This window comes from Dyella sp. SG562 (assembly GCF_011759495.1).
In the GTDB taxonomy this organism is placed as follows: domain Bacteria; phylum Pseudomonadota; class Gammaproteobacteria; order Xanthomonadales; family Rhodanobacteraceae; genus Dyella_D; species Dyella_D marensis.
Genome location: NZ_JAAOYS010000008.1, coordinates 75,176 through 93,444 on the forward strand (window position 1 = coordinate 75,176; position 18,269 = coordinate 93,444).

Consider the following 18,269-nt stretch of genomic DNA (forward strand, 5'->3'; position numbering starts at 1 on the left):
CCGTGACACCCGTAGCCACAGGCTGCGGAACGCGCTTGTGCGCCATATCACGTTGGGAAAAAACACAAGCGCCATTCCCGGAAATCACAAGCCGCTCTTGCCCAAGATGCGCGCTGGCATTCGCGCCGGTACGAGGGAGAGCAGGCGATGGGGTTGCGCACGTGGGTGGTGGTATTGGGGTGTTGCGTGTCGTCCGGCGCGGTTGGCGTTGCATTTGCCGATGCGCCAAGTGCGCAGGTGACGGTGCATGTGGATCGACCGGGCGCGGTGATCCATCGCGAAATCTACGGCCAGTTCGCCGAGCAGCTCGGGCGCGGTATCGATGAAGGATTGTGGGTAGGCGAGAACTCGTCGATTCCGAATGTGCACGGCTTCCGCAAGGACGTGGTCGATGCATTGAAAGCCATCCACGTACCGGTGATCCGCTGGCCCGGCGGCTGCTTCGCCGACGAATACCACTGGCGCGACGGCATCGGCCCGCGCGACAAGCGCGCCGTGCGGCCCAATCACTCGTGGGGCGGCGAAGAGCACAATGCCGTCGGCACGCACGAGTTCATGGATTTCGCCGAGCTGGTGGGCGCGCAGACCTATCTGGCCGCCAATATGGGCACCGGTTCGCCGCGCGAGATGAGCGACTGGCTGGAATACGTGACCGGCAACGGGCAGACCGATCTCGCCCGCGAGCGCCGCGCGAACGGCCGCGACAAGCCGTGGCAGATCGCCTACCTGGGCATCGGCAACGAGAGCTGGGGCTGCGGCGGCAACATGCGCGGCGCGTACTACGCCGACCAGTACCGCCAGTACGCCACGTTTGCGCGCACCATGAGTGGCCCAGCGTTGATGAAGGTCGCCAGCGGCGCCAACGCCGACGACTACGCCTGGACCGAAGCCGTGATGGCCGGCGCGGCCTCGCAGATCGACGCCTACGGTGTGCACTACTACACGCTGCCCACCGGCGACTGGAAGCACAAAGGCTCGGCGGTGGCGTTCGACGAGAACGCCTGGATCGCCACCTTGAAAGCCGCGCTGCGCATGGACGAACTGGTCTCCCGCCATAGCGCCATCATGGACAAGTACGACCCGGCGAAGCGCATCGCCCTGGCGGTGGACGAATGGGGGACCTGGTACGACACCGAGCCCGGCGACTCCGCGCTGTACCAGCAGAACAGCCTGCGCGACGCGATGGTGGCGGCGATCACGCTGGACATCTTCCACGCGCATGCCGAGCGCGTGCGCATGGCCAATATCGCGCAGATGGTGAACGTGCTGCAGGCGATGATCCTCACCAGCAAGGGGCGCATGGTGCTGACCCCGACCTATCACGTGTTCGACCTGTACCAGGTGTTCCAGGGGGCGACGTCGTTGCCGGTGGAGGTGCGCGCGGGTGAGTACGCGCATGGCGGCGCACGGGTGCCGGGCTTGTTCGTCACCGCGGCGCGGGGGACGGATGGAGCGGTGCACGTGGCGCTGGTCAATCCCGATCCGGAACATGCGTTGCGGGTGGCGGTGGCTTTGCCTGGGATGAAGGTCGGGAAGGTGAGCGGGCGTGTATTGACGGCGCCGGCGATTAACACCATCAACAGCTTCGAGAAGCCGGATGCGGTGAAGCCGGTGGGGTTCGATGGGGCGAAGATCGGTGGCGATGGTGTTCTTGCGGTATCGCTGCCGGCGAAGGCCATCGTGACTTTGGAGTTGCGGTAACGCCCTTTGCTCGTCATCCCGGCGCAGGCCGGGATCCAGTAGCGTCGCTGTCCGGCTTTCGCGAAAGCACTAAAGAGCAAGCCCTTAAGCGCCATCGCCTCCATCAAACGCGTCGCTACTGGATTCCGGCCTGCGCCGGAATGACGGGGGTGTGAGGTTCGGCTTGCCTTGATCGCAGGCGGGGAATGTCACGCTGATGCCGAAGCCAACGCCATCCAGGCCATCTCCAATCTCAATCCTCGCCCCATGCGACTGCGCAATCCGCGCCACCAGCGACAAGCCGATCCCGCTGCCGCGCTCATTGCTCCCCGCCACCCGATAAAACCGGTCGAAAATCCGCGGCCGGTCTTCCTCCGCCACGCCAGGCCCGTTGTCCTGCACCTGCAACCGCACCCGGTTGCCATCGCGCAGGCAACTCACCGCCACCCGCCCGCCCGCCGGCGTATAGCGCAAGGCATTGTCGATCAGGTTGCCGATCAGGATGCCCAGCTCGTCGACGTCGCCCTCGATCGGGCTGGGGCAGGTGTCGAGCACGATGGACTGCTGCTTGGCCGCGGCGATGGTCTCGAACTCGCGCGTCAGCATGGCCACCAGGTCGGCCAGTTCCACCGGCACGCGTTCGCTGTTCGGGCGGTCGGCATCCAGCCGTGCGGAATCCAGCAGCTGCTGCGAGAGGCGCGCGCTGCGCTCCACCCCTTTGACCAGCTGCCGCAGCGGCGCCTGCGCTTCTTCCAGGCTGTGCGAACGCAACGCCACCTGCGCGTGGGTGAGCAGGGCGGCCAGCGGCGTGCGCAGTTCGTGCGCGGCTTCGGCCAGGAACTGGCGCTCGTTGTGCATCGCGCGGTCCAGCCGGGCCAGCATGCGGTTGAAGGATTCGACCAGCGGCTGCACTTCGTCGGGCAGGTTGTGGTCGGGCAGCGGGGCAAGGTCCAGCGTGTCGCGCGCGGTGATGGCCTGGCGGATGCGCGTGATCGGCCGCAGCGACCAGAACAGCACGCGCTGGATCGCCACCGCCAGCACCAGCACCAGCAGGGCAGTGGTGATCAGGCCGATGCGCACCCCTTTGCGCAGGTCGTTGGCCAGGTCCGCGGTGGGCTTGCCGACCTGCACCTGCACTTCGCCATGCGAATCGGTGATGGCATAGATGCGCCATTCCTCGCCGTCGATGCTGCGCGTGGCGAAGCCGTCGGCGAAATCCGGCTGCAGCGGTTTGCGGAACGGTTCCAGCGAGTGCACCACCAGATGCTGGCGGTCCTTGATCCAGACCTGGAAGATCAGGCGCCCGAGCTTGCCGTGCCGTTCCGGCGGCGGCGCGCTGTGCTCGGGCAGGCGCAGGTTGGCATTGCCGTCGAGGCGGCTGACGTCGGCCGGCATCGAGACCAGGATCTCGCGCGCGATCTCGCTCAGGCTGCTGTCCCACAGGCCGGTGCGGTCCTTCGAATAGCGCACGCCCAGCACGGTGAGAGTGACGCCCCAGGCCACCACGAAGATCGCCAGCATCACCACGAACAGCCGCCGCCGCAGCGAGCGCATGCGCAGGGCCATCAGCGTTCCTCGCCCAGGCGGTAGCCATAGCCGTGCACGGTGGCGATCACGTCCTCGCCCAGTTTGCGCCGCAGCTGGTGCACGTATACCGCGATGGTGTTGCTCTCGATCGCGCCCTGGCCGCCGTAGACCAGGTCTTCCAGCAGATCGCGCGCCACCGCGCGGCCCTGGCGTTCCATCAGCGCGAGCAGGGTGCGGTATTCGTGCGCGGCCAGCCGCACGGATTCGCCATGGCGGGTGACGGTGCGCCGGGCCGGATCCAGCACGATGCCTTTCCAGCTCAGCACCGGCGCCACGCGGCCTTCGCTGCGCCGGATCACCGCGCGCAGGCGCGCCAGCAGTTCGTCGATCTGGAAGGGTTTCACCAGGTAGTCGTCGGCGCCGGCGTCGAGGCCGCGGATGCGGTCGCCGAGCTGGTCGCGCGCGGTGATGATCAGTGCCGGCGTGGTGTCGTAGCGCTCGCGCATGGCGCGCAGCACGTCCAGGCCCGAGCCGCGCGGCAGGCCCAGGTCGAGCAGGGCGGCGGTATAGGCATGGTCGGTAAGCGCGATGCGCGCGGCCGCGGCGTCGTGCGCGCAGTCCACGTGCCAGCCGTCCTGGCGCAGGGCCGCGGCGATGGCGTCGGCCAGCATGCGGTCGTCTTCGACTAGCAGGATGTTCGGCAAGGTCCCCTCGTGGCGCTGCAGCCGTGTCATGAGTCATGCAGCCTAGGCGCGCGGCTTTAAAGAATTCTTAAATCCGGACGGCCAGACTGCCAGACATCCGGCACGGTCCGCTCCACCCCGCACGCGGACAGGGAAGGGGCCGGCTCCCTCCGTCCAAGAGACGATGCCTGAGACGATGCCATGAGCGCCCAACCCAGCCGCCTGCCCATCGATGCGCCGCCCGCCGCCGTTCCGGATGAAACCGCGCCGGAACGCTGCACGATGCGCCTGAGTGTGAACGGCCAGGCCCGCACGATCAATGCGGACCCGGACACTCCCTTGCTGCGCGTGCTGCGCCAGGACCTGGGCCTGACCGGCGCCTGCTTCGCCTGCACCAACGGACGCTGCAGCGCCTGCACGGTGCACGTCGACGACCGGCCGACCCGCGCCTGCCGCGTGCCGGTGCACGTGGTGCAGGGCGCGCAGATTGTCACCATCGAAGGCCTGGCCGCGCGCGAAGGCCTGCCGCCGGGCCAGCTGCATGCGGTGCAGCGCGCCTGGGCCGAATGCGGCGTGCCGCCGTGCCCGTGCCAGGCCGGCATGATCATGGCCGCCACCGCCTTGCTGATGGACAACCCCGATCCGGGCACCGCCGAGATCGAGGCCGCGCTGTTCCTCGACTGCGGCTGCGGTGCGCGGCCGCACGTGCTGCGTGCGGTGCGTTCGCTGGCGGAGCGCCTGCGCTCCTGGTGAGCGCACGCAAGCCATCCCTCACTTCCCCCGACTGGAGTTCCCCATGCATCACCGTGCGCGTGGTCGTGCCCGTGCCTTGTCCCTGGTTTTCTTCCTGTCCGGCAGCGGCGCCGCGTTCGCGGCGGATGATGGCTGGCATGTGGTGGTCGGCGCCGGCGGGCTGGACATGCCGCGCTATCCCGGCAGTTCCGAGCGGCGCAGCCAGCTGCTGCCGATGGTGAGCGCCAGCTACGGCCGTTTCTTTCTAGGCGGTGCGCCGGGCTCCGGCTCGCCGGCGGGGCTGGGCATGTATTTCCATCAGGACGAGCAGTGGCGCGCCGGCGTGTCGCTGTCGTACGACTTCGTGCAGCCGCGCAAGGAATCCGACGACCGCAAGCGCCTGCATGGCATGGGCGATATCGACCGCACGGCGCGGGTCACTTTGTTCGGCAGCTATACGCACGATTGGCTGACGGTGCGCGGCAATGTGTCCAGCGACGTCGCCGGCAAGGACCAGGGCACGACGGCGTCGCTCGACCTGGAAGGCAAGTACCGCTGGAACGACAAGCTCAGTTTCGTGGCGGGGCCGGGTGTGACCTGGGCCGACGGCAAGCACAATCGCACGTTCTATGGCGTGGACGATGTGCAGAGCCTGCGTTCGGGGTATGCGGCGTATCGGCCGGGGTCGGGATTGGAAACGGTGCGGTTTTCGCTGGGCGCGGATTACCGGATCGGCGAGCGCTGGACCCTGGGTGCGCGAGCGATCGCGGCGCGTTTGCAGGGCGATGCGTCGGATAGTCCGATCGTGGCGAAGCGGATGCAGAACACATATGTGGCGTATGCGTTCTACCGGTTCTAAAGCCACGCCCCGCCGGGCGTAGGTTGGGTGAGCCGCAGGCGAACCCCAACAACGCGATGCGCATCAACGTGCCGATGTTGGGGTTCGCCTGCGGCTCACCCCAACCTACGCCGGGCGCTGTCGGGATCAGGGTTGCTTGAACGCCTTCCGCGCCTTCTCCACCTTCGCCCGGATCGCGCACGTCTCCACGTGGTCGTCCACCAGCCCCATCGCCTGCATGAAGGCGTACATCGTGGTGGGTCCGACGAACTTCCAACCCTGCTTCTTCAGCGCTTTCGACAGCGCCACCGACTCATCGGAAGTGGCAATGGCCTGGGTCGGCGCCGGGCGCTTGCGGTCGGCCTCGTAGCGCCACAGGTAGGCGGCCAGCGAGCCTTCGCGCTCCGCCAGTTCCACCGCATGGCGGGCGTTGTTGATCACCGCCTCGATCTTGCCGCGGTGGCGGATGATGCCTTCGTTCTTCAAGAGCCGCTGCACGTCGCGCTCGGTGAAGCGCGCCACGCGGTGGTAATCGAAACCGTGGAATACCGCGCGGAAATTCTCGCGCTTGGCCAGGATGGTGCGCCAGCTCAACCCGGACTGGAAACCTTCGAGGCTGAGCTTCTCGAACAGGCGGAAATCGTCCGCGACAGGGAAACCCCATTCGGTGTCGTGGTAATGCATGAAGTCCGGCGCGGACGCGCTCCAGCGGCAGCGCGGCTTGCCGTCGGGGCCGGCGATGGTGTCGCTCATGGGCAGCGGTTTCCTGGGGAAGGCTGCCGGCGATCATGTCACTGCGGCCGTTGCCGGACCAGATATTGCTCGACCATCGGCTTGCCCCATTGCTCGCCGGGCGCTTCCGAGACGAGATGGAACCCGGCGCGCTCGTACAGGTGGCGCGCGGCATCGAGGCCCTTCACCGTCCACAGGTGGATTTCGCGGAAGCCTTGCTCGTCGCAATAGCGCAGCACGTCGTCCAGCATGCGCCGGCCCACGCCGCGGCCCTGCATGCGGCCGTCGACGATAAAGGTGCGCAGATGGGCGATGCCCGGGCCCATGCTTTCGCCGTCGATGGCGACCGAACCGACCAGGGTGTCGCCGAGCATGGCGCGCCAGATCTGGTTGCCGGGGCGGTCCAGGCGCGAGGTGAGGTCGGCCACCGCCGCCGCCACGCGGCTTTCGAACACCTGGCCGAAGCCGACCGCCGGTGCGTAATACGCCATATGCAGCGCGGCCACGCCGCCGATCACGCCGGGCGCGTAGCCGGTCTCGATGCGGATCTCTTCCGGTACCGGCGCCACCCCGAGGCGATTCGCGCGCAGCGCTTGCGCATACGCGACGAGGCTGCCGCATACCGTTTCCAACCGGGCCGGCGCGAAGTGCGAGGCGGCGGCGGTCACCTGCTTGCGCGCGAAGGCGTCGACGGCGGCCAGCGTGCGGCGGCCCTTCTCGGTGAGTACCAGCGGCTTGATGCGCGCGTCGCCGGCGCTGTCGAGCACGGTGATCTCGCCGGCCTCGGTCAGCTTGGTCAGCAGGCGGCTGATGCTGGACTTGTCCAGGCCCAGCAGTTCGACCAGGTCGGCCGCGGTCAGCGTGCCGCGCCGGCCGAGTTCGACGATGGCGTGCACGGCGGAAGGCGAGTAGGTGGTGCCGGCCAGGGTGGGGCGCAGGAAGCCCCATTCGCGCGCCATCTGGCGGGAGGCGGCGCGGATGTCGTCGATCAGGTCGTTCATGGTGGCGGCCCCCTTGGCGGCTATTGGTTGCAATATACAACTTTATGGGGGAGTTGCCAGGGATGGAAGGAAATCTTTCCAAGTCATTGATAAAGCTGTTTCTATCCAGGGGAATTTGGCTGGGAAGCACCACCGTCCGGGGCTCTCGGATATTTTGCCCAGTATATATTGACCGAGCCAATTAGCCCGGGTATATATGTCGGCCCCGCCCTCCAAGGATCAACCCCCTATGCCATCCCCGACTCACCAGCCGCCCCCCTCTGCGCGTGGCCGCAACATCCAATTGTTCGACCGCCACTGGGCCTGGCTCGACGCGCAGCCGATCAGCGCCCAGGCCACCCTGCGCCGCTTGGTGGAGCGCGCCAGCCGCGACGCCGACGGCCACTACCGCAAGGCCGCGGCCAAGGAGGACTGCTACTTCTACATGCGCGACGCCGGCGGCGACCGCCCGCAGTTCGAAGAAGCCGCGCGCGCCCTGTTCGCCGACGACCGCCCGCGCCTGCGCCTGTGCATCGCTTCCTGGCCGGACGACGTGCGCGCACGCATCGAAGCCATGCTCGGAGCAGCGTGATGGACCGCGCCAGGCGCAAAGCCCTGCTGCAGGCCTACAAGCTGGCTTTCCCGCCGATGGGCATCTACGCCGTCCGCAACCTGCGCAGCGGCCGCATGCTGATCGGGCAGAGCGCCAACACCACCGGCGCGCTCAACCGCCACCGCACCCAGCTGCGCCTGGGCATGCACCGTATCGCGCAGCTGCAGAACGATTGGCGCGAGCTGGGCGAGGAGGCGTTTGCGTTCGAGGTATTGCAACTGCAGGAAGAGCGCGCCGAAGCCACCTTCGATTACGCAGCGGAGCGCGAAGCATGGCTCGACGCATGGCGCGAGCGCATGCCGCCGGAGGACGCCTATCTCTAGCGCGGTGCGCCGAAAAAAATATGCGCGGAATTTATGCGCAGCCACCCGCGCTTGGTGGAGCCTTTATCCGCACCGGCGCCAAGATGGCCTGGTTCCCCCAACGAGGTCCATCGCTTATGAGCATCCTGATCGTCCAAGGCCCGCATGCGGAAGGACACGCCGTCGGCGGCGATTTCGTGGCCGCGCTGCAGCGCGCGGTGCAGGCGGCGGGACATACGCTGGCGGTATGCCAGTGCGGGGGCGTGAAGGATCTGGTCGGGCGCATCCGCGAGCTGCGCGCGGACGACACCGAATTCGTGGTGCTCGATCCGGGCGACCTGGCCGAACAGGTGCGCGCGCAGCCCGACGGCCTGGGCGAAGCGCTGGATGCCTTGCCTTCGCCGTATATCGAGATCCACGACGACAGCGGCGCGGCCATGGCGCCGCCCGGCCCCGCGCGGCATGCGCCGCTGGCCACCATCGTGATCAACGGCGATCTGCCGACCAGTTATCGCATCGCCATGGGCATCGCCCTGCGCCAGCTGGCGGCGTGAAGGCGGTGTGGAGTGTGATGCGCGTCGCGGTTGTGTCATATCCGTGTGCGAGCCTGCGCCTCCCGCAAGCACCAGTACATAAGAAGAAGAGGATGGCGATGTCCATCGAACTGGACCAGGCCGACATCGACACGCTGCTGCAGATCCATGCCGGCCGTCTGAAAGTGGTGGAAACGCGCCGCGCCGCGCGGTTGATGCTGATGGGCTATCTCGCCCCGCTCGAAGCCGGCTGTGCCGCGCTGGCGCCGGCGAAGATGGAGCGCAACGGCAAGACCGTGCCGCTGCGCATCACCTACCGCGGCAGCCGCCTGCTGGCGCTGCATCGCTGCGACGACGGCGGCGAGGACGGTCCCGCGCCGCGCCCCGTGCGCGCCGCGGGCTGAGCCGCGGCTTCAGTCCAGCGACACCACGCAGTCGATGCCTTCGCGCGCCATCTTGGCGTAGGGGCAGATGCGCTCGGTGTTGCGCACCAGTTCTTCGGCGGTGGCGCGCGCCACGCCGGGAAGCTCGATGCGCACCCGCGCGATCAGCATGAACAAGCCGTCCACCGGATCGCGGCCGAAGGTGACCGCGGCGGTGACCGCCGCATCCGGAATCGCCACGCCCGCACGCGCGGCCAGCAGGGTCAGCGCGCCGTGGAAGCAGGCGGCATAGCCCGCGGCGAACAGCTGCTCGGGATTGGTGCCTTCGCCCTGGCCGCCGAGTTCCGCCGGCATGCGCAGGCGCACATCCAGCTTGCCGTCGTCGGAACAGGCCACGCCGGATGCACGCGCATGCGCGGCCTCGCCGCCGGTGACGCGCACGGTGCCGGTGTAGAGCGGGCGGAAATCCGCGCCGCGGTACTTGTCGAGCAGTGCAGTGGAAGGGCGCTGTGGCTGGCTCACGTGGAACTCGCAGGCGTCTGGGCTTATACCGACTGCGCGAACTCGGAACGGTCGAACCAGGTCTGGAAATTTACCGCGCCGATCCGTGCGCCCGAAGCCGGCAGCAGCGAGTCCCGCTGCAGGATGGCGCCGAAGTACGGCGCGCTGGCATCGGCCAGGACTTCGTGCGGATCGTGGGTGAGCGTGAGAAAACGCTCGACCAGGGCCGACAGGCCGAACGCATCCGGGCCGGCGATTTCCACCGTGCCGTTCACCGGCTTGCCCAGCGCGTAATCGGTGACGGCGTCGGCCACGTCGTCCGAGGCGATCGGCTGGATCAGCGCGGGCGACACATGCACCTGCCTGCCCTTGGCCGCGGCTTTGACGATGCCGCTGAGGAATTCGAAGAACTGGGTGGAGTGGACGATGGTGTAGGGGATGCCGCAGTCGCGGATGATCTGCTCCTGCACCAGCTTGGCGCGCATATAGCCGCTGTCCTTGAGGCGCTCGGTGCCGACCACCGAAAGCGCCACGTGGTGCCGCACGCCGGCCTTCTTCTCGGCGGCGGCAAGGTTGCCGCCCGCGGTGCGGAAGAAGTCCAGCACGGCCTGGTCCTCGAACGAGGGTGAGTTGGCCAGGTCGATCACGATATCGGCGCCGGCCAGCGCCGCGTCGAGGCCTTCGCCGGTCAGCGTGTTGATGCCCGAAGCCGGCGAGGCGGCAATGGCTTCATGCCCGCGCTGGCGCAGGCGCGCCACGACCTTGCTGCCGATCAGGCCGGTACCGCCGATGACCACGACTTTCATGGGGAATCTCCGCTGGGGGGCGCTGGATGCGCGTCGTGGTGATGCTAGGCAGCGGGGCAGGGAGGCGGTAGGCGCGGGGATGGGCGCATGGTGTTGCGTTGGGGGCATCAATCGAACACCGCGCGCGGCGTAGCGCGGCGTAGGTTGGGGTGAGCCGCAGGCGAACCCCAACGGGCGGTGCGTATGGGGTGCGCAAACGTTGGGGTTCGCCTGCGGCTCACCCCAACCTACGCCGGCTGGTGCGGAGCGGACAATCCGTGCACATGCATCAACTCCAACCCCCGCACCGCCTCCGTCATGTAGTCGATAAACACCCGCACCCGCGTCGGCAGCTGCTGCCGGCTGAGATAGCACAGGTAATGCCCCCGGTCGTCCGGCGCGTACTGCGCAAGGCAGGCCACCAGCCGTCCCTCGCGCAGGTAGTCGCTCACCATGTAGCCCGGCAGCTGCGCCAGGCCTTCGCCGCGCAGCACGCTTTCCAGCACCAGGTCCAGATCGTTGAAGGACGAGCGCGACGGCGGCACCAGCCTGCGCTTCTGTCCTTCCACCTTGAATTCCCACTCCGCGATCCGCCCCGCCACCGTGCGGTAGTGGATGCAGGCATGCGCGTCCAGCTCGCCCACATTTTGCGGCAGGCCATGCGCCTGTACGTACGACGGCGCCGCGCACACCAGCAGCTGCATCGGCACCAGCCGCTTGGCGATTACCTGGCTGTCTTCCAGTTGCCCGTCGCGGAAGGCCACGTCGACGCGGTCGGAGGTGAAGTCGGCCAGGCGGTCGTCCAGCACCAGGTCGATGGCGATCTCCGGATAGCGTGCGCGGAAATCCGCCAGCAGCGGCGCGATCACGCGGCGGCCGAAGCCCACCGTGGCGCTGATGCGCAGCTGCCCCTTCGGCGGGCCTTCGCGCAGCTCGCGCATTTCCTCCAGCGCCTGCACGATCCGCTGCACGCCGGGGTGGCAGTTGCGGAAGAACAGCTCGCCTTCGCGGGTCAGCGAGGTGTTGCGGGTGGTGCGCTGGAACAGCCGCGCATCGAGCTGCGCTTCCAGTTTCTGCACGCTGCGGCTGACCGCGGAGCGGCCCACGCCCAGGCGGTCGGCGGCGCGGGCGAAGCTGCCCTCGGCGGCGACGGCAATAAAGGCGACCACGCCGGCATAGCTGGCGGTAAAGCTGGAGGCCAGGGCGTCGGCCTCGTGCTGCGGTTTGTCCGGGAGGTTCAAGCTCATGCGCGGATAGCCTCGTCGATAGGGAGCCGGACGGATGCCGGCGCAGGCGCCGGCCGGTCCATGCCCCCTAGTCGTATGAGCCCGGGCGTTTGTGACGCGGGCGGCGAAAAAAATCCGTCTCGGCTAAATCCCGCCCAGGCGCTGCTCGATCCGCCGGTCCGGAATGAACCACATCGCCGCCACCACCGCGTACAGCACGCAGGAAGCCACCGGGCTGCGCAAGGCCAGCGAGGTGGCCGCCAGATGGATCGCGATCGAGAGCCGCGTCTTGCGGTCCGCGCCCAGCGCCTTGCGCAACTCCGACTGCTCGCCGCCGTTGGCCGCGATCAGCCTGCGTTCCAGCAGGCCCCACGACAGCGCGGTCAGCAGCAGGGTGATGCCGTAGCACACCGTCGGCACCGCGGCCGGCGCGGGCTGCGCCTTGTTGAGCCAGGCGGTGGAGAACGGAAACAGCGACAGGCAGAACAGGAAGAACAGGTTCGCCCACAGCACGCTGCCGTCGACACGGCGGACCAACTGGAACAGATGGTGATGGTTGGTCCAGTAGATGCCCACGTAGATGAAGCTGAGGATGTAGCTGAGGAAGACCGTGCCGTCCTCCAGCAGCGCCGTCCAGGTCGCGGCCGAAGGCACGTGCAGCTCCAGCACCATCACGGTGATCACCACCGCGATCACGCCATCGGTGAATGCTTCCAATCGCCCCTTTTCCATCGCACCGCTCCGCCGCTCCGCCAGGCCTGCATGGTGGGCCGGAACGCGGCGCCACATTGGTGCGCTTCCGGCAACGCGCTATGTCCCTCGCCGCGGCTTTTGGCGCTGCGGGTGCGGGCCTAGCATCGAAAACCTGGCTGCGGCCATTCGATCGCCCATGGACATCGGCCATCGCCCGTTGAGGTAGCGCATGAACATCGTTGTGGTGGGTGGTAACGGACTGGTCGGCCGCAACGTCGTGCGCCGCCTGCGCGCCAAGGGGCACGAGGTGGCGGCGGCATCGCGTGCCACCGGTGTCGACATCGTTACTGGGAAAGGCCTGGTGCAGGCGCTGGACGGCGCCGAAGTCGTGGTCGACGTGAGCAACTCGCCCGTGCTGGTCGGCGAGGCGCCGTGCGATTTCTTCAAGGCCGCCATCGCCAACCTGCTCGAGGCGGAAGCGGCGGCGGGCGTGCAGCATCATGTCTCGCTGTCCGTGGTGGGCACCGAGCGGCTCGGCGACAGTCCTTACTTCCGCGGCAAGGCCTTCCAGGAGCAGCGCATCCGCGAGTCCGGCCTGCCGTTCACCGTGCTGCATGCCACGCAGTTCTTCGAATTCCTGCTGGATATCGTCGAGGTCAGCGTCTACGACCAGGCGCTGCGCCTGGCGCCGGCGTATATCCAGCCGGTGGCGTCGGCGGACGTCGCCGCCTGCCTGGCGGAACTGGCGGTGCGTCCGCCGCGCAACGGCGTGATCGAGATGGCGGGGCCGGAGCGCGAGCGGATGTCCGAGATCATCCAGCGCTTTCTCACCCAGATCGAAGCACCGTACGACGTGGTCGCCGACCCGCTGGTGCCCTATTTCGGCGCGCGGCTGGCCAGCGATTCCCTGCTTCCCGGCACCGATGCGCATCTGTGCGCGATGGACTTCGATGCCTGGATCGAGCAGTCCGAATACTGGGGCGCGAGCTGGTGATGCGCATTGATGCCATGCAGGCAACAGCGTGAGCCGCCGCGCGCGCCTACCGGCCGCCCATCGCCTGTTCCAGTCTTCCGCCGGCCACGCAATGCCTTCCACCACCACCCACGAGGAAAGACCATGAGCCAGCGCCTCAACTACCAGCAGCAGTCGCCCGAGCTGTTCAAGAAGTTCGCCGACTTCAGCCTTGCCCTGAATCATGCCTCGATCGAGGCGGCGATCCACGACCTGGTCAATATCCGCGCCTCGCAGCTCAACGGCTGCACCTTCTGCCTGGACATGCACGTGAAGGAGGCGACCTTGCACGGCGAGCGCGCGCTGCGCCTGTATCACGTGACGGCCTGGCGCGAATCCACGCTGTTCTCGCCGCGCGAGCGCGCCGCGCTGGCCTGGACCGAGGCGCTGACCGAGCTGCCGCGCGAGGGTGTGGCGGACGAGCTCTACGAGCGCGTGCGCACCCAGCTTTCGGAGAAAGAGATCACCGACCTGACCTACCTGGTGATGGCGATCAATGCGTGGAACCGCATCAACGTGGCGTTCCGTCCGCAGCCGGGCGCGTTCGACAAGGCCTATGGCCTGGACAAGGCCGGGCTGGCCTGATCACTGACGAGGAGAACAGCATGAGCGTTTCCAGAATCCTTGCGGCCCTGCTGCTGTCGGCCGCCGGCGCAGCCGGCGCGCAGGAAACCGGTCCGCATGCCAGCGTGGCCACCTTGATGACCAAGGCGTTGAGCGACTACCCAGGCAAGGAGGCCACCATGATTACCGTGGACTATCCGCCGGGCTCGGTGGATCCGGTGCATCGCCACGATGCGCATGCCTTCGTGTATGTGCTGGAAGGGTCGATCGTGATGGGCGTGAAGGGCGGCAAGCCGGTGACGCTGAAGGCGGGCGATACCTTCTATGAGGGGCCCAACGATGTGCACACCATCGGCCGCAATGCCAGCCAGACGCAGCCGGCGAAGTTCGTGGTGCTGTTGTTGAAAGAGCAGGGGAAGCCGCTGCTGACGCCGGTGCATTGAGGCTGCTATTGAACCCTTCTCCCCGTCGGGGAGCACGCGGGGAGCGCACATGGATGTGCGCGGCTTTGAGGAGCGAGGAAGGTGGCGGCAGCCGGATGAGGGGCCACTCTTGCCACGGTCGTTCTACGCAGCGAAGAAAAGCTCTTCGGCTTTTCTCGACCCTCGGCTCATCGCTCCGCCCGGCCCCTCACCCCAACCCTCTCCCCGGAGGGGAGAGGGGGCAGGTGGCGGTTTAAAGTGGGGTCCACAGTTCCAGGCCAAGCTTTTGCGCCACCCCCGCCAGCTTCTCCGGATTGCGCTGCACGAACATATCGGTGACCCGCTCGCCATCCGTCTCGACCATCATCACCGACTCCAGCTTCCCGCCGATCGAGCGCAGGATCGCCAGCCGTCCGTTGACCTCCACCACGTCGATACCCAGCTCGCCCTTGAAACGCAGCTTGCCGGCATACAGCAGCTGCGCGATTCGCTTGCCGCCAGGCATCGGCCGGGGCAGCGAAGTGGTCCTGCCGCCGCCGTCGCCGATCAGCTCCGCGTCGTCGGCCAGCAAGGCCGTGAGCAGCTTGAATTCCCCCTCGGCCGTGGCCTGCGCGAACCGCCGCACGATGCGCAGGTGCGATTCCGCGGACACCGCATAGCGCGGCCGCCCATCCTGCAGATGCGTCTTCGCGCGGTGCACGATCTGGCGCACGCCGGCCTCGTTCTTGTCGATGATCCCGGCGATCTCGGGATAGCCCACGTCGAACACTTCGCGCAGCAGGAAGGCCGCGCGGGCCTCCGGCGACAGGCGTTCGAGCAGCAGGAGCAGGGCGACCGACACCTCGCTGGAGCGCTCCTGCAGCTGTTCCGGCGTGTCCGCGGCGTCGGTCAGCATCGGCTCGGGCAGCCACATGCCGACGTAGTGCTCGCGCCGTGCCTTCAGCGCGCGCAGGCGGTCGATGGCGGCGCGGGTGGTCGCGGTGACCAGCCAGGCTTCGAGGTTCCCGATGCGCGATTGCTCGGCGGCATGCCAGCGCAGCCACACGTCCTGCACCACGTCCTCGGCGTCGGCCACGCTGCCGAGCATGCCGTAGGCGATGCCTTGCAGGCGCGGGCGCAGGCCGTGGAAGACGGCGTTGAGGTCATTGGTGGCCATGCGCTGTGCTTACCCCTTGCGTGGGAGCGATCCCTCGCCCGTGACGATCGTTTGCGCCACCTTGCATTGTGGCGCAGATGCACGGCGGCGGTTGGTGCCCGCGCGGAAACACGGTGGCGTCCCGCGCGGACCTACAGCGGCGCGGCGGCGGTGGACATGCTGGCCGCCCTCGTTCATCCCTGCCGGGAGCAAGCCATGACCGTATCCTTCGCCAAAGACATCGCCGCGCTGTTCACCGACGGCGACGCGCGCTGCATGGGCGGCATGGGCGTCCATCTGCGCGAGTACGACTACATGGCCAACCCCGCCGGCGACGCCGTGTTCGCCGACTACGCCAACGCGCGCCACGTGCTGGCGCGCCTGGACGGCAGCGAGAAGCCGCGCATGCCGCCGAGCGGCCCCGGCTGGAACCAGGACCAGCTCGCGCTGTTCGCCGCGTGGATGAAGGACTGGCAGCCCTGAGCCGAATTGACAGGTCCGTGGCCGCGCCGCAATGTTCCCGCACTTTCGCGGCGCCGCAACCCGGCGCCGCGGCAAGACCGGCCATTCAAGCAAAGGATTCGATGTGTCTTCTGTCATGACGCAAGCGGTGACCGCCCCGCTGACCCAGGCGGCGATCTTCCTGGTGGTGACGCTCAAGCCCGACCCTCGCGGCGACGCGGCCGTGCGTGGATTGTGCGCCGATCTGTCCGCGCTGGTGCGCTCGATCGGCTTCCGCGATCCGGAGCGCCGCCTCTCCTGCGTCACCGGATTCGGCTCCGCTGCGTGGGACCGCCTGTTCGGCCAGCCCCGGCCGGCCGAGCTGCATCCGTTCCGCGAGATCCGGGGCGCGCACCATGCGCCGTCCACGCCCGGCGACCTGCTGTTTCATATCCGTGCCACCCGGATGGACATGTGTTTCGAACTGGCGACGGTGATCATGTCGCGCCTGGGCGAGTTCGCCGCGGTGGAAGACGAGGTGCACGGCTTCAAGTATTTCGACGCGCGCGACCTGCTGGGCTTCGTCGACGGCAGCGAGAACCCGGTGCACCAGGAGGCGTTCGACGCCACCATCATCGGCGACGAGGACGCAGGCTTCGCCGGCGGCAGCTACGTGATCGTGCAGAAGTACCTGCACGACCTGAAGGCCTGGGATGCGATCCCGGTCGAGCAGCAGGAAAAGATCATCGGCCGCAGGAAGGCCTCGAACATCGAGCTGGACGATGAAACCAAGCCCAGCTACGCGCACAACGCGCTCACCGTGATCGAGGAGAACGGCGAGGAGCTGGACATCGTGCGCGACAACATGCCGTTCGGCGAGGTGGGCAAGGGCGAGTTCGGCACCTATTTCTGCGGCTATGCGCGCTCGCCGTCGCGGATCGAGCGGATGCTGGTGAACATGTTCGTGGGGCGGCCGGCGGGGAATTACGACCGTTTGCTGGATGTAAGCAGGGCGGTGACGGGGTCGCTGTATTTTGTGCCGACGGCAAGTTTTCTGGACGGGCTCTAATAAGCCACGCGGCGTAGGTTGGGGTGAGCGCAGCGAACCCCAACGATGACCACTGCCGAACGTATCGTATCGTTGGGGTTCGTTGCGCTCACCCCAACCTACGCCGGCACGGTCATGGGCGCGGGGCTGAAGACGGCCGCGGCTGCGCGGTCTGCGCCTTACGCGCATGTGCCGCCGCTCGTTCCAGTGCGGTCACCACGACGTCCAGCGGGCAGGGTTGATCCACCTCGCATCCCGCCGGTACCAGCGCCAACGTCTCCGGCGGCGCCTTGCCATCCAACCCCCGCAACTGCTCCAGACTCTGCGCCTGATACAACAGGCGCACATAACGCTTGCCCGCCGCGTCCTTCCACAACTCCACGCCAAACGCCCCGCCGATCGGCGGATCGTCCTTCGCATACCCGCCAAGCTGGAAATGCACGCCCAGCACGGCCGCCAGCGCGACGATATTGTTGTCGCTGCCGACCAGCACGCTGAGCCGCGGCCCATGCGGGTTGCGCAACAGTTCGAGCAGGCGCCCGCTCATCGACGAAGCCACACGCTGCGCCACATAGCTGGGCCGCGCATGGATCTCGAACAGCAGCGCATGCAACTGCGACAGCTGCTGCAGCCGCTGCGCGTCGGTGCGGCCCCAGCCCACTTCCGGCAAGGGCCGGCCTTCCGCATACGCCATCAGGATCGCTTCGGCCGTGCCCGAGGTGGTGGCGATCGGGCCGGTCAGCCGCATGTGTCCCGTTTCCGGCGCGAGCGCCAGGCTGCCGTGCCATGTGCCCGGCGAACACCACGCCGGGTCGTGCGCGCCACCGCAACCCATTACCTGCGCCATCGCCGCCAGCGCATCGGCATGCGGCGCGGTCAGCGCGTCCGGGCCGCCGGTGGCGCTCTGGATCGAAGCCACCGCATCCGCTTCGTTCCAGTCGGTGGTGTTCGCCTCGATCGGATGGAACAGCGGATCTTCGCTGCCCTGCGGCTGGTGGCCCACCGGGATATGGCAACCGGGCGCGAAGCCTTCGGCCAGCGCCGCCGCGCTGTCGATGGTGCGCTGGTCGGTATTGGCCCAGAACCACAACTGCTCCGCGGCCGGGCAACCGTGTGGCTTGAACAGCCCCAGCGCGGCGAGGCGCTGGCGGTCATAGGCGCCCATCAGCTTCACCCCGGCGATGCCATGCGGTGTGAGCTGGCTCGGCGCCTGCTTCCACTGCGGCCATGGCTTGCCGCCGGCTTCGTCGAGCTGGATCTCGCCGGGCAGCGGCGTGCGCACGCCGTGGCGGTACAGCAGCACCACACGTTCCAGCTGCATGCTGTCCGTGGCGGCGGAAGCGTGGGAGGACATCAGCGCCAGGCCCAGGCCCAGCAGCAGCCACGCCGCCACATGGGGCAGCCGGCGGTGGATCGCGATTTGCATCGTCATGGCATCG

22 protein-coding genes are annotated in these 18,269 nt (G+C 67.8%); 12 read left to right on the forward strand and 10 right to left on the reverse strand.

Going from position 1 to position 18,269, the window contains the following annotated elements; translation table 11 throughout:
* Positions 1–147 precede the first annotated feature (147 nt).
* Positions 148–1,701 carry an alpha-L-arabinofuranosidase C-terminal domain-containing protein gene (locus tag FHW84_RS15280; RefSeq protein ID WP_208399813.1) on the forward strand — a complete coding sequence of 518 codons (1,554 nt, stop codon included), beginning with the start codon at positions 148–150 and terminating at the stop codon, positions 1,699–1,701.
* Between the two features lie 84 nt (positions 1,702–1,785).
* On the opposite strand, the gene FHW84_RS15285 is transcribed toward FHW84_RS15280, so the two are convergent.
* Both FHW84_RS15285 and FHW84_RS15290 read right to left on the reverse strand, forming a co-directional pair.
* Positions 1,786–3,246, reverse strand: coding sequence for an ATP-binding protein (locus FHW84_RS15285; protein ID WP_167256836.1), 1,461 nt, complete (start codon positions 3,244–3,246; stop codon positions 1,786–1,788).
* The gene (locus FHW84_RS15290; protein WP_167256837.1) at positions 3,246–3,941 is read right to left on the reverse strand and encodes a response regulator transcription factor; all 696 of its coding nucleotides are present in this window, start codon (positions 3,939–3,941) and stop codon (positions 3,246–3,248) included. The genes FHW84_RS15285 and FHW84_RS15290 overlap by 1 nt, the downstream gene beginning before the upstream one ends.
* Positions 3,942–4,091: 150 nt before the next feature.
* Here FHW84_RS15290 and FHW84_RS15295 point away from each other — a divergent pair, with 150 nt between their 5' ends.
* Together FHW84_RS15295 and FHW84_RS15300 are read left to right on the forward strand one after the other, a co-directional pair.
* Positions 4,092–4,643, forward strand: a complete 552-nt coding sequence (locus FHW84_RS15295) for a (2Fe-2S)-binding protein (RefSeq protein WP_208399814.1) — start codon at positions 4,092–4,094, stop codon at positions 4,641–4,643.
* 76 nt (positions 4,644–4,719) lie between these two features.
* The gene (locus FHW84_RS15300) at positions 4,720–5,481 is read left to right on the forward strand and encodes a MipA/OmpV family protein (protein WP_167256838.1); all 762 of its coding nucleotides are present in this window, start codon (positions 4,720–4,722) and stop codon (positions 5,479–5,481) included.
* A gap of 126 nt (positions 5,482–5,607) precedes the next feature.
* On the opposite strand, the gene FHW84_RS15305 is transcribed toward FHW84_RS15300, so the two are convergent.
* Positions 5,608–6,213 (reverse strand): DNA-3-methyladenine glycosylase I, encoded by a 606-nt coding sequence (locus tag FHW84_RS15305; RefSeq protein WP_167256839.1) that lies wholly within the window; start codon positions 6,211–6,213, stop codon positions 5,608–5,610.
* Positions 6,214–6,251: 38 nt separating this feature from the next.
* The gene (locus FHW84_RS15310) at positions 6,252–7,193 is read right to left on the reverse strand and encodes a bifunctional helix-turn-helix transcriptional regulator/GNAT family N-acetyltransferase (protein WP_167256840.1); all 942 of its coding nucleotides are present in this window, start codon (positions 7,191–7,193) and stop codon (positions 6,252–6,254) included.
* A gap of 229 nt (positions 7,194–7,422) precedes the next feature.
* On the opposite strand from FHW84_RS15310, the gene FHW84_RS15315 reads away from it, so the two are divergent.
* The 4 genes from FHW84_RS15315 (at position 7,423) to FHW84_RS15330 (ending at position 9,024) form a co-directional block, all read left to right on the forward strand.
* A complete protein-coding gene (locus FHW84_RS15315) occupies positions 7,423–7,764 on the forward strand; it encodes a DUF2239 family protein (RefSeq protein WP_167256841.1) in 342 nt (113 codons plus the stop codon).
* Positions 7,764–8,108, forward strand: a complete 345-nt coding sequence (locus FHW84_RS15320; RefSeq protein ID WP_167256842.1) for a GIY-YIG nuclease family protein — start codon at positions 7,764–7,766, stop codon at positions 8,106–8,108. Before FHW84_RS15315 ends, FHW84_RS15320 begins: the two co-directional genes overlap by 1 nt.
* 116 nt (positions 8,109–8,224) lie before the next feature.
* A complete protein-coding gene (locus tag FHW84_RS15325) occupies positions 8,225–8,641 on the forward strand; it encodes a hypothetical protein (protein ID WP_167256843.1) in 417 nt (138 codons plus the stop codon).
* Positions 8,642–8,739: 98 nt separating this feature from the next.
* Positions 8,740–9,024 (forward strand): hypothetical protein, encoded by a 285-nt coding sequence (locus FHW84_RS15330; protein WP_167256844.1) that lies wholly within the window; start codon positions 8,740–8,742, stop codon positions 9,022–9,024.
* A gap of 9 nt (positions 9,025–9,033) precedes the next feature.
* Here FHW84_RS15330 and FHW84_RS15335 read toward each other — a convergent pair whose 3' ends face one another.
* The 4 genes from FHW84_RS15335 to FHW84_RS15350 all read right to left on the reverse strand — a co-directional run bounded on the left by FHW84_RS15335 (position 9,034) and on the right by FHW84_RS15350 (position 12,232).
* On the reverse strand, positions 9,034–9,525 hold the full coding sequence (locus FHW84_RS15335; RefSeq protein WP_167256845.1) for an Ohr family peroxiredoxin: 492 nt from the start codon (positions 9,523–9,525) through the stop codon (positions 9,034–9,036).
* A gap of 23 nt (positions 9,526–9,548) precedes the next feature.
* Positions 9,549–10,310: an SDR family oxidoreductase gene (locus FHW84_RS15340; RefSeq protein ID WP_167256846.1), complete on the reverse strand. Its 762-nt coding sequence runs from the start codon at positions 10,308–10,310 to the stop codon at positions 9,549–9,551.
* Between the two features lie 227 nt (positions 10,311–10,537).
* On the reverse strand, positions 10,538–11,536 hold the full coding sequence (locus FHW84_RS15345) for a LysR family transcriptional regulator (protein ID WP_167256847.1): 999 nt from the start codon (positions 11,534–11,536) through the stop codon (positions 10,538–10,540).
* A 123-nt stretch (positions 11,537–11,659) separates the two neighbouring features.
* Complete coding sequence (locus FHW84_RS15350) at positions 11,660–12,232, reverse strand: TMEM175 family protein (RefSeq protein ID WP_243868136.1); 573 nt, start codon at positions 12,230–12,232, stop codon at positions 11,660–11,662.
* A gap of 205 nt (positions 12,233–12,437) precedes the next feature.
* On the opposite strand from FHW84_RS15350, the gene FHW84_RS15355 reads away from it, so the two are divergent.
* The 3 genes from FHW84_RS15355 to FHW84_RS15365 all read left to right on the forward strand — a co-directional run bounded on the left by FHW84_RS15355 (position 12,438) and on the right by FHW84_RS15365 (position 14,227).
* Positions 12,438–13,202: an SDR family oxidoreductase gene (locus FHW84_RS15355; RefSeq protein WP_167256849.1), complete on the forward strand. Its 765-nt coding sequence runs from the start codon at positions 12,438–12,440 to the stop codon at positions 13,200–13,202.
* 123 nt (positions 13,203–13,325) lie between these two features.
* Positions 13,326–13,805, forward strand: a complete 480-nt coding sequence (locus FHW84_RS15360) for a carboxymuconolactone decarboxylase family protein (RefSeq protein ID WP_167256850.1) — start codon at positions 13,326–13,328, stop codon at positions 13,803–13,805.
* Positions 13,806–13,825: 20 nt separating this feature from the next.
* Positions 13,826–14,227 carry a cupin domain-containing protein gene (locus tag FHW84_RS15365; protein ID WP_167256851.1) on the forward strand — a complete coding sequence of 134 codons (402 nt, stop codon included), beginning with the start codon at positions 13,826–13,828 and terminating at the stop codon, positions 14,225–14,227.
* A 232-nt stretch (positions 14,228–14,459) separates the two neighbouring features.
* On the opposite strand, the gene FHW84_RS15370 is transcribed toward FHW84_RS15365, so the two are convergent.
* A complete protein-coding gene (locus FHW84_RS15370; protein ID WP_167256852.1) occupies positions 14,460–15,362 on the reverse strand; it encodes an RNA polymerase sigma-70 factor in 903 nt (300 codons plus the stop codon).
* Positions 15,363–15,557: 195 nt separating this feature from the next.
* On the opposite strand from FHW84_RS15370, the gene FHW84_RS15375 reads away from it, so the two are divergent.
* Both FHW84_RS15375 and FHW84_RS15380 read left to right on the forward strand, forming a co-directional pair.
* On the forward strand, positions 15,558–15,824 hold the full coding sequence (locus FHW84_RS15375; protein ID WP_167256853.1) for a hemagglutinin: 267 nt from the start codon (positions 15,558–15,560) through the stop codon (positions 15,822–15,824).
* A 103-nt stretch (positions 15,825–15,927) separates the two neighbouring features.
* A complete protein-coding gene (locus tag FHW84_RS15380) occupies positions 15,928–16,851 on the forward strand; it encodes a Dyp-type peroxidase (RefSeq protein WP_167256854.1) in 924 nt (307 codons plus the stop codon).
* Between the two features lie 112 nt (positions 16,852–16,963).
* On the opposite strand, the gene FHW84_RS15385 is transcribed toward FHW84_RS15380, so the two are convergent.
* Complete coding sequence (locus FHW84_RS15385) at positions 16,964–18,262, reverse strand: histidine-type phosphatase (RefSeq protein ID WP_167256855.1); 1,299 nt, start codon at positions 18,260–18,262, stop codon at positions 16,964–16,966.
* Between the last annotated feature and the right edge of the window lie 7 nt (positions 18,263–18,269).

Coding starts and splice junctions, on each gene's coding strand:
- FHW84_RS15280 (WP_208399813.1), top strand. CDS start 148: ATGGGGTTGCGCACGTGGGTGGTGGTATTGGGGTGTTGCGTGTCGTCC.
- FHW84_RS15285 (WP_167256836.1), bottom strand. CDS start 3,246: ATGGCCCTGCGCATGCGCTCGCTGCGGCGGCGGCTGTTCGTGGTGATG.
- FHW84_RS15290 (WP_167256837.1), bottom strand. CDS start 3,941: ATGACACGGCTGCAGCGCCACGAGGGGACCTTGCCGAACATCCTGCTA.
- FHW84_RS15295 (WP_208399814.1), top strand. CDS start 4,092: ATGAGCGCCCAACCCAGCCGCCTGCCCATCGATGCGCCGCCCGCCGCC.
- FHW84_RS15305 (WP_167256839.1), bottom strand. CDS start 6,213: ATGAGCGACACCATCGCCGGCCCCGACGGCAAGCCGCGCTGCCGCTGG.
- FHW84_RS15310 (WP_167256840.1), bottom strand. CDS start 7,193: ATGAACGACCTGATCGACGACATCCGCGCCGCCTCCCGCCAGATGGCG.
- FHW84_RS15315 (WP_167256841.1), top strand. CDS start 7,423: ATGCCATCCCCGACTCACCAGCCGCCCCCCTCTGCGCGTGGCCGCAAC.
- FHW84_RS15320 (WP_167256842.1), top strand. CDS start 7,764: ATGGACCGCGCCAGGCGCAAAGCCCTGCTGCAGGCCTACAAGCTGGCT.
- FHW84_RS15325 (WP_167256843.1), top strand. CDS start 8,225: ATGAGCATCCTGATCGTCCAAGGCCCGCATGCGGAAGGACACGCCGTC.
- FHW84_RS15330 (WP_167256844.1), top strand. CDS start 8,740: ATGTCCATCGAACTGGACCAGGCCGACATCGACACGCTGCTGCAGATC.
- FHW84_RS15340 (WP_167256846.1), bottom strand. CDS start 10,310: ATGAAAGTCGTGGTCATCGGCGGTACCGGCCTGATCGGCAGCAAGGTC.
- FHW84_RS15345 (WP_167256847.1), bottom strand. CDS start 11,536: ATGAGCTTGAACCTCCCGGACAAACCGCAGCACGAGGCCGACGCCCTG.
- FHW84_RS15355 (WP_167256849.1), top strand. CDS start 12,438: ATGAACATCGTTGTGGTGGGTGGTAACGGACTGGTCGGCCGCAACGTC.
- FHW84_RS15360 (WP_167256850.1), top strand. CDS start 13,326: ATGAGCCAGCGCCTCAACTACCAGCAGCAGTCGCCCGAGCTGTTCAAG.
- FHW84_RS15365 (WP_167256851.1), top strand. CDS start 13,826: ATGAGCGTTTCCAGAATCCTTGCGGCCCTGCTGCTGTCGGCCGCCGGC.
- FHW84_RS15370 (WP_167256852.1), bottom strand. CDS start 15,362: ATGGCCACCAATGACCTCAACGCCGTCTTCCACGGCCTGCGCCCGCGC.
- FHW84_RS15375 (WP_167256853.1), top strand. CDS start 15,558: ATGACCGTATCCTTCGCCAAAGACATCGCCGCGCTGTTCACCGACGGC.
- FHW84_RS15385 (WP_167256855.1), bottom strand. CDS start 18,262: ATGACGATGCAAATCGCGATCCACCGCCGGCTGCCCCATGTGGCGGCG.